The sequence below is a fragment of the Pseudomonas sp. genome (genome assembly GCF_048269965.1).
Classification (GTDB): domain Bacteria; phylum Pseudomonadota; class Gammaproteobacteria; order Pseudomonadales; family Pseudomonadaceae; genus Aquipseudomonas.
The window spans coordinates 1-11216 of the sequence record NZ_JBLWTV010000012.1 but is presented as its reverse complement, the minus strand read 5'-3'; the positions used below and the strand labels follow the sequence as shown (position 1 = coordinate 11216).

Genomic DNA, 11216 nt, shown 5'->3' with positions numbered 1-11216 from the left:
CAACCCAAGCAATGATTTTTCGAGAGACGGATGAACATCACCAGCTTCGTGCAACGTGCTTCACTGGTACTGACCCTTCTGGCCGCGCCACTCGCAATGGCCAACCAGCAGGTGGTGCCTGCGGCGCCGCAACTGGCCGCGAAATCCTACGTTCTGATGGATGCCGCCAGCGGTAACATCCTGGTCGAGAACAATGGCGACGAGCGCCTGCCGCCCGCCAGCCTGACCAAGCTGATGACCGCTTACATCGCCACCCTGGAAATCCGTAACGGCAAGATCGGCGAGCAGGATCTGGTGACCATCAGCGAGCACGCTTGGCGCACCGGCGGTGCCGCCTCCGGTGGTTCCACCATGTTCCTGCCGCTGAACAGCCAGGCGACGGTCAATGACCTGCTGCACGGCATCATCATCCAGTCCGGCAACGACGCCAGTATCGCCATCGCCGAGTACATCGCCGGTAGCGAAGATGCCTTCGCCGACATGATGAACGCCACCGCCGAGCGCCTCGGCATGAAGAACAGTCACTTCATGAACGCCACCGGCCTGCCGCATCCCGAGCACTACTCCAGCGCCCATGACATGGCCATTCTGGCCCGCGCGATCATCGATGAAGATGCCGAGCATTACGCGATCTACTCGCAGAAGGAGTTCCTCTGGAACAACATCAAGCAGCCCAATCGCAACCTGCTGCTGTGGCGCGACCGCACTGTCGACGGCCTGAAGACCGGTCACACCCAGGAAGCCGGCTTCTGCCTGGTGGCCTCGGCCGTGCGTGATGGCGCGCGCATGATCACCTCGGTATTCGGTACCGACAGCGAGCAGGCCCGCGCAGCGGAAACCCAGAAACTGCTGACCTATGGCTTCCGTTTCTTCGAAAGCCGCACCTTCTACCAGAAGGGTGCAGAACTGGCGCAGGCCACCGTCTGGAAAGGCGCTGCGAATCAGATCAAGGCGGGCCTGGCTGAGGACCTGACCATGACCCTGCCCAAGGGGCAGTTGGAAAAGCTGCAGGCCAGCATGGTCCTCAACCCGCAGCTGATCGCGCCGATCCAGCAGGGCGACGTGATCGGCAAGGTCGAAGTCAAACTGGGTGATGAAGTGGTACGCAGCACTGACCTGGTAGCGCTGGAATCGGTAGAAGAGGGCGGTCTGCTGCGTCGCCTGTGGGACAGCATTCGCCTGTTCTTCTTCGGCCTGTTCAACTGATTTAGCCTGGCCGCTCCAACTCGGGGCGGCCCTCTTACGGACGGGCCACAAGCCCGCTGATGCCATGACCGACAACGATGTTCAACCGCCAAAAATCGAATTCCCCTGCGAGCGTTACCCGATCAAGGTGATCGGTACCGCCGGTGAGGGTTTCACCGACCTGGTGATCGAAGTGATCCAGCGTCACGCCCCGGATCTGGATGCCTCCACGCTGGTGATGCGTGACAGCCGCAACGGCAACTTCCTGTCCGTTCAGGTGCTGATCACGGCCACCGGTGTCGAGCAATTGCAGGCGATTCACGTCGACCTGCGTGCCACCGGCCGCGTGCACATGGTGCTGTGACACCCATGCCCGAGCTTGTCGTCCGTCATCTCGGGCTGGTCGACTACCAGCCCACGCTGGAGGCCATGCGCCAGTTGACCCGTGAGCGCGATGCACAGGCCCCGGACGAGATCTGGTTGCTGCAGCATCCCAAGGTGTTCACCCAGGGCCAGGCTGGCAAGGCCGAACATGTGCTCGCGGCGGGCGATATTCCGGTGATTCAGGTCGAGCGCGGCGGGCAGGTGACCTATCACGGTCCTGGCCAATTGGTCGCCTATCTGATGCTCGATCTGCGTCGCCTCGATCTCGGCGTGCGTGAACTGGTGACTGCCATGGAGCAGAGCCTGGTCGAGCTGTTGGCCAGTTATGGTATCGAGGCTGCGCCCAAGGCGGATGCGCCGGGCGTATACGTGGCAGGTGACAAGATCGCCTCGCTGGGGCTGCGCGTCAGCCGTGGCTGCTCGTTTCATGGCTTGGCGTTGAACGTCGATATGGACATGTCACCCTTTCTGCGCATCAATCCGTGCGGTTATGCCGGGCTGAAGATGGTGCAGATGCGTGACCTGCTGCCATCGCCACCCGCGTTCGACGAGGTAGCGCAACGTCTGGAACAGGCGCTACGCAAAAGGTTGGGTTACGCGTAGCGTTTCAGCGGCTCGATATTCGCGATTTCTCGGTGCGCGCGGCGCACCCTGCGGAAGATCGCGCCAAGCCTATGGTGCGCCGCGCGCACCAATGAGGCTGCCGCATGGCGCCCCCTGGCGGCCAGCAACGAAAAAGGGACGCCGAGGCATCCCTTTCGTTTGCTGTGATGACCTGTTTCAGTTCAGATTCAGCGCCGGAATCAGGCTGGCGTTGATCTCCTGGCCGGGCACCGGTACGGGTGCGGCGAGGCCCAGGTTGTTCTTCTCGAACACGCGATCAGCGCGGTAGCTGGAGCGTACCAGTGGGCCGGCGGCGACTTCCATGAAGCCTTTCTCCAGGCCGATGTCACGCAGGCGATTGAACTCTTCAGGGCTGACCCAGCGTTGCACCTTGAGGTGGTTGCGCGTGGGTTGCAGGTACTGACCGAGGGTGAGGATATCCACGCCGATGGCGCGCAGGTCATCCATGGTTTCCAGGATTTCCTCGTCGGTTTCACCCAGGCCGAGCATCAGGCTGGTCTTGGTCAGCACGTCGGGACGGTGCTTTTTCGCGTGCTCGAGCACCTTGAGGGTCTTCTCGTAGCCGGCGCGCGGGTCGCGTACCACGTAGGTGAGGCGTTTGACCGTCTCGACGTTCTGCGCGAAGACTTCGAGACCGGAGTCGACGACGCGCTCGATGGCCTGGTGATCGCCATCGAAATCCGGGGTCAGGGCTTCGACCACCACCTGCGGGGTGTTTTCCTTGATTGCACGCACGCAGGCGGCATAGTGGCCGGCGCCGCCGTCTTCCAGATCGTCACGGTCCACCGAGGTCAGCACGATGTAACGCAGGGCCATCAGCTCCACCGACTTGGCGGTGTTCTGCGGCTCTTCCAGATCCAGCCAGCCATTGGGGTTGCCGGTGTCCACGGCGCAGAAGCGGCAGGCGCGGGTGCACACCGAGCCCATCAGCATGATGGTGGCCGTGCCGTTGGACCAGCACTCGCCCATGTTCGGGCAGTGCGATTCCTGGCAGACGGTGCTCAGGCGATGTTCGCCGACGTTGCGCTTGACCGCCTCGAAACGGCTACCGCCAGGCGCCTTGACCCGCAGCCACTTGGGCTTGGGTTCGAAAACCTGGGGTTCGGCCGAGGCGCGGCGCTTCTGACCATCCTTGATCGCGGTGATGCCTTGGGCGGTGCGAAATTTTTCGCCGCTGGCGACGGATTTGGGCGAGGAGGTGTCGGACATCGGAAATCTGGGCTCCGGTAGAGGCTCCGTGGGCAGGTGGCTTTTGGCCGCCGGCCAGTCTACCACAGAAGGTGTATGCAGACGCTCGGGCCGCCTGTCGACAAAACACCGCAAGGGCGTTTCCCGGTGCAAGGCGCTCGCCAGTGATGGCAAGCGCCCGGGGCCAGCGCCTGGATTCAGCGTGTGCGCAGCTGTTGCAGCAATTGGGTGTTGGGGTAGCCATCGGCTGGCCAGTTCAACTGCAGTTGCAGGGCGCGAATGGCCTTGCGCGTATTGGCGCCGATGATGCCGTCGGCCGGGCCGGGGTCGAAGCCGGCCTGGGCCAGCAGTTCTTGCAGCTCGACACGTTCACTGCGCCCCAGTTGGCGCTCACCTCGCGGCCATTGCCCCTTTATTTCACTGGCGCGCAGCAGGTTGTCGGCGAGCAGGCCGATGGCCAGCGCGTAGGACGTGGAGTTGTTGTACTTGAGGATGCTGCGGAAATTGTCCAGCAGCAGGAAGGCCGGCCCTTGATGTCCGGCGGGCAGCTGCAGGCTGGCGCGGGCATTGGCGGGGGTGCCGGTCGGTGCCAGCGGACGAATGCCGAGCTCTGCCCATTCGGCCAGCGTGCGGCGCTGATCCGGGTCGGCCAGGGCGTAGTCGAAGCCGTTCGGCAGACTCACTTCGAATCCCCATGGCTGGCCACGCTGCCAGCCGGATGCCTGCAGATAGTGGGCGGCCGAGGCCAGGGCGTCGGTCGAGGAATTCCACAGGTCGCGCTTGCCGTCGCCGTCGAAATCGACCGCATGCTGGTTGTAAGTGGTGGGCATGAACTGGGTCTGGCCCATGGCGCCGGCCCAGGAGCCGATCATGCGTTCGCTGGGTACATCACCGTTCTGCAGGATTTGCAGGGCGGCCAGCAACTGAGCACGCCAGAAGCCCTGGCGGCGACCGTCATAGGCCAGTGTGGCGAGGGAGCGGATTACGCTGTGGCTACCGATGTTGTTGCCGAAGTTGCTCTCAAGTCCCCAGATGGCCACCAGGATCTGCGCTTCGACGCCATATTGCTGCTCGATGCGTTGCAGCACGCTGTCGTGCTGGGCCAGCAATACCCGGCCGCGCCCGATGCGGCTGGAGGAGACGGCACCGTCGAGGTATTCCCACACCGGGCGGGTGAACTCGGGCTGGCTGCTGTCGGCCTTGAGCACCGCAGGGTCAGGGGTGACGTCGGCGAACACGCGATCGAACAGCGCCGCGTCGATGCCGGCCGCAATCGCTTCGCCACGCATTGCCTGCCGCCAGTCGGCGAAACTGGGCAAGGAGGTTTCGGCTGTAGTCTGGAGCGCTGCAGGGGCTGTGGCGGTAGGCAGGTTTTCCGCCGGGGCCTGGGCGCAGGCCGCCAGCAGCAGAAGAGGAAGCAGAGCCAGGACGCGACGAGGAAGCTGGTGTGGCATGTCTATCTCAGGACGTTTAAGCAGGCGGTTACCTTAGCATGCTCGGGCAACAGTCAGGGCCATCAGTGAATCAACATACCCCATAAAGCAAGAAGCCTCCCAAGTGTGGGAGGCTTCGCGGCGGTAGCTGCCTTTGCCTTTCTGCGGTCGTTCCTGGCGGGAGCGAAACAGTGGCTGGGCGACGATGGATTTGGCCTTGTTCGGCCGTTTGCCGGTTTTCTTGCTCATGGCATTTCCTCATGCGGACTGGCCTGCGCCAATGCAGGCGGCGAAGACTATGCGCCGCTGTACAGAAAATGTCCAGATGGGGCGTAGGGCGGGTTGCACCCGCCCTACGGAGAAAGACGCAGCCGTTGCCCGGAGAGTTGCAGGGTCAGCATGGCCAGCTCGCTCCACGGATCGCCAGCCGCCTGGCCTTTGATCTGCGCATCGATCAGTTGCGCCTGCTGCAGCAATTGGCCCCAGCGCTTGCTGCTGTGACGCTGCAAGGCCTTGGAAACCAGCGGCCTGCGTTTGTCCCAGACGGGCGGACGGGCACTGGAGAAGGCCTTGTCCAGCGGTATGCCCTGGCTCTGCTGATGGGCGATGCCGGCCAGCAGGCGAATCTCGCGGGCCAGTGCCCAGAGGATCACCGGGGTTTCCACGCCCTCGCCGCGCAGGCCTTCGAGCATGCGCAGGGCATGTGCGGCGTCGCCAGCGAGGGCACAGTCGATCAGGCCGAAGACGTCGAAGCGGGCGCTGTCGGCCACCGCCGCCTGTACGGTCTCGGCATCGACCTGATTGCCATCGGCGAGCAGCTTGAGCTTTTCCACTTCCTGGGCGGCGGCCAGCAGGTTGCCTTCCACTCGTGCGGCGATCATTTCCACCGCATCGGCGCTGGCGCTCAGGCCGGCCTGAGCCAGGCGCTGACGAATCCACTGCGGCAACTGGCTGGCGTCTACCGGCCAGATCTGGATGAACTGGCTCACCTGGCCGTCGATCAGCGCCTTGGCCCATTTGGATTTCTGCGTACTGCCGTCGAGCTTGGGCAGGCTCAGCAGCAGGACGGTGTCCTCGGGCGGGCGGGCCAGGTATTCGAGCAGGGCGGCTGTGCCCTTGTCGCCCGGCTTGCCGGAAGGCAGGCGCAGTTCCAGCAGGCGCTTTTCGGCGAACAGCGACAGGCTGGCACCTGCTTGCAGCAGATTGCCCCAGTCGAAGTTGGCTTCGGCATTGAACACCTGGCGTTCGCCGAACCCCTGCTGGCGGCAGGCATTGCGAATGGCGTCAGCGGTTTCCTGGCACAACAGCGGCTCGTCGCCGCTGATCGCATAGACAGGTGCGAGTGCGCCTTGCAGGTGTTTGCCGAGTTGCGCGGGGGCGAGCTTCATCGAGGTGAGGTCATCAGACGGGCTTGGCGTCGGGCCGCAGTTGCGGCCCTTGGGCCTTTAGCGGGACGGCAGTTCGATCGGCGACTGCTGCGGCGCGACCTGGCTCTCGCGAGCCCGGCGCTGTGCTTCCAGTGCTTCGGCTTCGGCCTTGGCGCGGGCTTCGGCGGTCTGTTGCAGTTGGTCCAGTCGCTCCGGCGTGATCTGCTGCAGGCTGAACATCAGTTGCTGGATCATTTCACGGCGCAGCTCGCTGCGCAGCTGAGCCGCTTCCTGGTCGGAGCCGGCCAGGTTGTTGTCGTCCTGCTGGTAGTAGTTCTGTACTTCCACCCTGTTGCCGGTCAGCAGCAGGTTCTTCGCACCGCGGATCTCGTATTCCAGGCCCATGGTCAGCTCGTACTCGGCGGTACGTGCGCCGCTGCTGTAGCTGGCGCCGCGACGATTCTCGGTCTCGCGGGCGATCACCAGCTTGTAGGGCGCGCCGGAGTAGACGCGAACATCGTTGTCTTCCAGTACTTCACGCACTTGCTGCACGGTGTTGCCATAGGCATCGCGCGCGCTGACGTCGAGTTCCTTGAGGGCGAACTGCACGTCGCCGGTGCCACGCAGCTGGAAACCGCATGCGCTGAGCAGGCCGGCCAGGCCGATGACCAGCAGATTCCGTTTCATCATTCTCATATCCCCTTGGCGGATCACGGCGCCACACATGTGTGGCGCCGAGCTTAATCAGTTGGCGACTATGTTGACCAGCTTGCCCGGTACCACGATGACCTTGCGAATGCTCAGGCCTTCGGTGAAGCGCAGCACGTTCTCGTTGGCGCGGGCGGCAGCTTCGACGTCCTCGCGGCTGGCGCTGGCCGCCACGATGATCTCGCCGCGCAGCTTGCCGTTGACCTGTACCACCAGGGTCAAGCTGTCCTGCACCAGAGCGGATTCGTCGACCTGCGGCCACTGCGCATCGATCACGGCATCGGCGTGACCCAGGTGCTGCCACAGTTCGTGGCTGATATGCGGGGTGATCGGCGCCAGCAGCAGGGTGACGATCTCCAGGCCTTCGTGCACCAGGGCGCGATCCTGTTCGGTCGCGGTGGCTGCTTTTTCCAACACGTTCATCAGCGTCATCACCTGGGCGATGGCGGTGTTGAACTTGTGGTGCTGGCCGATATCGTTGCTGGCCTGCTTGATCGCCAGGTGAATGGCGCGGCGCACGGCCTTCTGCTCGTCGCTCAGGCTGGCGACATCCAGCTTGCCCGGCAGACCGGCGCTGACGTGGCCCTGAGCCAGGCGCCAGACGCGACGCAGGAAGCGGTTGGCACCTTCGACGCCGGCATCCGACCATTCGCAGCTCATGTCGGGCGGCGAGGCGAACATCATGAACAGGCGGCAGGTGTCAGCGCCGTACTGGTCGATCATGTCCTGCGGGTCGACACCGTTGTTCTTCGACTTGGACATCTTCTCGGTGCCGCCGATTTCCACCGGCAGACCGTCGCTTTTCAGCTTGGCGCCGATGACCTTGGCCTTGGCGTCGCGTTCGACCTCGACATCGGCCGGGTTGAACCAGTCCTTGCCGCCGTTTGCCAGAGTGCGGTAGTAGGTCTCGGCAACCACCATGCCCTGGGTCAGCAGGTTCTTGAACGGCTCGTTGGAGCTGACCAGACCTTCGTCGCGCATCAGCTTGTGGAAGAAGCGCGCGTACAAGAGGTGCAGGATGGCGTGCTCGATACCGCCGATGTACTGGTCCACCGGCAGCCAGTGGTTGGCCGCCTGCGGGTCGACCATGCCGCCTTCGTAGTTCGGGCTGGCGTAGCGGGCGAAGTACCAGGACGACTCCACGAAGGTGTCCATGGTGTCGGTTTCGCGCTTGGCCGGGGCGCCGCACTTCGGGCAACTGCATTCGTAGAACTCGGGCATCTTGGCCAGCGGCGAGCCGGCGCCGTCCGGCACCACGTCTTCGGGCAGCACGACCGGCAACTGGTCTTCCGGCACCGGTACGTCGCCGCAGGCGTCGCAGTGGATGATCGGGATCGGGCAGCCCCAGTAGCGCTGGCGGCTGATGCCCCAGTCGCGCAGACGGAACTGGGTCTTGCGGGCGCCGTGCTCGCGGGCTTCCAGATCGCCGACGATGGCATCGAAGGCGGCGCCGAAGTCCAGGTTGTCGTACTTGCCGGAGTTGATGGTGGTCAGGCCGGCCTTGTCGCCATACCAGTCCTGCCAGGTGCTGGCGTCGTAGTCCTTGCCCTCGCCGGTGTAGACCTGCTGGATCGGCAGGTCGTACTTGCCCGCGAATTCGAAATCGCGCTCGTCATGTGCCGGCACGGCCATCACCGCGCCTTCGCCGTAGCCCCACAGCACGTAGTTGGCGACGAACACTGGCAGCTTGTCGCCGGTCAGCGGGTGGATGACGAACTGGCCGGTGGCCAGGCCCTTCTTCTCCATGGTGGCCATGTCGGCCTCGGCCACGGAGCCGGCCTTGCATTCGGCGATGAAGGCGGCGATGGCCGGGTTGCCTTCGGCGGCGCGCTGGGCCAGCGGATGCTCGGCGGCCACGGCGACGTAGGTCGCGCCCATCAAGGTGTCGGGGCGGGTGGAATAGACCTTCAGTTGGCCCTCGATACCCACGCTGGCGGCGTCGTAGTCGAAGACGATGTCGGCACCGAAGCTCTTGCCGATCCAGTTGCGCTGCATGGTCTTGACCTGCTCGGGCCAGCCATCGAGCTCATCCAGGCTGCTCAGCAGCTCTTCGGCATACGCAGTGATCTTGAAGTAGTACATCGGGATTTCGCGCTTCTCGATCAGCGCGCCCGAACGCCAGCCACGGCCGTCGATGACCTGCTCGTTGGCCAGTACGGTCTGGTCCACCGGGTCCCAGTTGACGGTACCGTTCTTGCGGTAGATCACGCCCTTCTCGAACAGGCGGGTGAACAGCCACTGCTCCCAGCGGTAGTAATCCGGCTTGCAGGTGGTGACCTCACGCGTCCAGTCGATGGCCAGTCCCAGCGATTTGAGCTGGGACTTCATGTAGGCGATGTTCTCGTAAGTCCATTTGGCCGGCGCCACCTGGTTCTTCATCGCGGCGTTTTCCGCCGGCATGCCGAAGGCGTCCCAGCCCATCGGCTGCAGCACGTTCTTGCCCTGCATGCGCTGGTAGCGCGCGATCACGTCACCGATGGTGTAGTTGCGCACGTGCCCCATGTGTAGCTTGCCGCTGGGGTAGGGGAACATCGACAGGCAGTAGAAGGTGTCCTTGCCAGGCTGTTCGCTGACGACGAAGGATTTCTGCGCGTCCCAATGGGACTGCGCGGCGGCTTCTATTTCACGGGGCGAGTACTGTTCGTGCATGGCTCTGGCGCTGAAGGAATGGGGCTTGCGGAAAACGTCGTAGCATACATGAGCGCCGTCTATCGAGGGAAACCCAGATTGTGCCGCGTCCGCCGTTTGTCGCGGCGCCGGGCTGCGCGCAGGGCCTTCGCTAAGCTTTATTCAAGGCCCGCGGTTGTCGGGGCTCGCGAGGTGTTAGATGGCGGATGCACGGCAGGCGGAACGGGGAGGTGGCCTTTACGAGCGGCTGCTGCAGAGGCTTGCCCTGGCGCTGGAGGAAGCCGATACCGCCAGCCGTTTGCATGCAGAGCCGCTACGCGAGCTGGAACTCGATGGGTTGAGCCCGGCGGAGCTGGACCTGATCCGTGCTTATCTCAACCGTGATCTGCACTGGTTGCGCGGCTGGCATGCGGCGGCCGAGGAGCTGGCGCTGATCCAGCGCCAGCCAATGCGCATGGGCAAGGGCGTTTCTGCCCGCCCGGTGGCCAAGACCAAACCCCTGCTCAAGCGGCGCCAGGCCCTGTGTTGTGCCCTCTGCGGTACGCCGGTGACCTGGCAGCGAGGCCAGAATGCCCAGGCCTGCCAGGCCTGCGGCTCGAAGTTGTTTCGCAGCGGTAATCCCCACTAGCTGCCTCGCCTCGGGCGTCCTGCATCCATGCAGTCGTCGCCTGCGGTTCGAGCAGCCTGCTAGGCTTGGGCGCCCAGGAGGTGCCTGATGCCGATTCGCTACATCCTCAAACAACTGCTGATGCCGCCAGGCGTCCTGCTACTGCTGATGCTGTTGGGTTGGTGGCTGCGCCGTCGCTTTCCGCGGATGGCGCTGGCTTGTTTCGCGACGGGTTTTTGCGGGCTCTGGCTGATGAGCCTGCCAGCGGTGATGCAGTCGGGGGCTCGATTGCTCGAGCGTGAGCCGGTGCTGGAGGAGGCGCAATGGGCGACGCTGGCGCAGCGTGCCGACGCCATCGTGATTCTCGGTGCCGGGCGTGAGCAGAACGATCCGGGCTGGGGTCGCACCGATCAGCCCGGTCTGATGGCGTTGGAGCGACTGCGCTATGCCGCTCGTCTGGCGCGCGCGTCCGGCCTGCCATTGGCGGCAACTGGTGGCCTGCATTACGGCCAGCCGCCCAGTGAAGCGGCGTTGATGGCCGATGCCATGCACCGGGACTATGGGCTGCAGATCCGCTGGCTGGAGGAGCAGAGCCGCACCACCTGGGAAAATGCTCGACTGAGTGCCGAGCTGTTGCAGCCTCAAGGCGTTCGTCGTGTGGTGCTAGTGACACAGGCCTGGCACATGCCGCGTGCGCGCTGGAGTTTCGAGCAGGCTGGCTTCGACGTGATCACCGCGCCGATGGGCTATCTCGGTGCCGGCTACGAGCGCCCGCTGGGCGGCTGGTTGCCGGAGTCGAGAGTCATCTGGCAGAGCAGTCAATTGCTCAACGAAGCCATCGGTTTGTTCGCGTACCCATTGACCTACGGGCAGCGTTGAACGGCAAGAACGGCTTGCCGTGGCCTGGGTGAGGTGCGCCATGCGCAGCACATGAGCGGCGCCGGTCGTGTTCCCGGTGCGCGCGGCGCACCCTACGTGTAGCCCGGATGAAATCCGGGGAATCGTGGCGCCTGATTCCCGGATTGCATCCGGGCTTGTATGTTCGTCAGGCACTCTAAAGTGGAAGAGGTAAGCCAAAAGAGTGCCGAGGCG

General features: G+C 64.1%; 10 protein-coding genes and 1 pseudogene. 5 read left to right on the top strand and 6 right to left on the bottom strand.

Going from position 1 to position 11216, the window contains the following annotated elements; translation table 11 throughout:
- The first annotated feature begins 30 nt into the window (after nucleotides 1-30).
- The 3 genes from ACN0X6_RS14870 (at nucleotide 31) to lipB (ending at nucleotide 2172) form a co-directional block, all read left to right on the top strand.
- A complete protein-coding gene (locus ACN0X6_RS14870; protein WP_417705041.1) occupies nucleotides 31-1206 on the top strand; it encodes a D-alanyl-D-alanine carboxypeptidase family protein in 1176 nt (391 codons plus the stop codon).
- Nucleotides 1207-1270: 64 nt separating this feature from the next.
- Nucleotides 1271-1549, top strand: coding sequence for a DUF493 domain-containing protein (locus ACN0X6_RS14865; RefSeq protein ID WP_192980550.1), 279 nt, complete (start codon nucleotides 1271-1273; stop codon nucleotides 1547-1549).
- Between the two features lie 5 nt (nucleotides 1550-1554).
- Nucleotides 1555-2172, top strand: a complete 618-nt coding sequence (lipB, locus tag ACN0X6_RS14860) for a lipoyl(octanoyl) transferase LipB (RefSeq protein WP_417705039.1) — start codon at nucleotides 1555-1557, stop codon at nucleotides 2170-2172.
- Nucleotides 2173-2349: 177 nt separating this feature from the next.
- Here lipB and lipA read toward each other — a convergent pair whose 3' ends face one another.
- The 6 genes and pseudogenes from lipA to leuS all read right to left on the bottom strand — a co-directional run bounded on the left by lipA (nucleotide 2350) and on the right by leuS (nucleotide 9538).
- Nucleotides 2350-3402, bottom strand: a complete 1053-nt coding sequence (lipA, locus tag ACN0X6_RS14855) for a lipoyl synthase (protein WP_417705038.1) — start codon at nucleotides 3400-3402, stop codon at nucleotides 2350-2352.
- Between the two features lie 176 nt (nucleotides 3403-3578).
- The gene (locus ACN0X6_RS14850) at nucleotides 3579-4835 is read right to left on the bottom strand and encodes a lytic murein transglycosylase (RefSeq protein ID WP_417705036.1); all 1257 of its coding nucleotides are present in this window, start codon (nucleotides 4833-4835) and stop codon (nucleotides 3579-3581) included.
- Nucleotides 4836-4916: 81 nt separating this feature from the next.
- A pseudogene (gene arfA / locus ACN0X6_RS14845) lies at nucleotides 4917-5063 on the bottom strand (alternative ribosome rescue factor ArfA); the annotation flags it as partial.
- A 104-nt stretch (nucleotides 5064-5167) separates the two neighbouring features.
- Complete coding sequence (holA, locus tag ACN0X6_RS14840) at nucleotides 5168-6202, bottom strand: DNA polymerase III subunit delta (RefSeq protein ID WP_417705034.1); 1035 nt, start codon at nucleotides 6200-6202, stop codon at nucleotides 5168-5170.
- A gap of 57 nt (nucleotides 6203-6259) precedes the next feature.
- The gene (gene lptE, locus ACN0X6_RS14835) at nucleotides 6260-6871 is read right to left on the bottom strand and encodes an LPS assembly lipoprotein LptE (protein ID WP_417705032.1); all 612 of its coding nucleotides are present in this window, start codon (nucleotides 6869-6871) and stop codon (nucleotides 6260-6262) included.
- Between the two features lie 54 nt (nucleotides 6872-6925).
- Nucleotides 6926-9538 (bottom strand): leucine--tRNA ligase, encoded by a 2613-nt coding sequence (gene leuS / locus ACN0X6_RS14830; RefSeq protein WP_417705030.1) that lies wholly within the window; start codon nucleotides 9536-9538, stop codon nucleotides 6926-6928.
- A 178-nt stretch (nucleotides 9539-9716) separates the two neighbouring features.
- Between leuS and ACN0X6_RS14825 the strand changes: the two genes are divergently transcribed.
- Both ACN0X6_RS14825 and ACN0X6_RS14820 read left to right on the top strand, forming a co-directional pair.
- Nucleotides 9717-10145: a hypothetical protein gene (locus tag ACN0X6_RS14825; RefSeq protein WP_417705028.1), complete on the top strand. Its 429-nt coding sequence runs from the start codon at nucleotides 9717-9719 to the stop codon at nucleotides 10143-10145.
- Between the two features lie 87 nt (nucleotides 10146-10232).
- Nucleotides 10233-11003, top strand: coding sequence for a YdcF family protein (locus tag ACN0X6_RS14820; RefSeq protein ID WP_417705026.1), 771 nt, complete (start codon nucleotides 10233-10235; stop codon nucleotides 11001-11003).
- Nucleotides 11004-11216 lie beyond the last annotated feature (213 nt).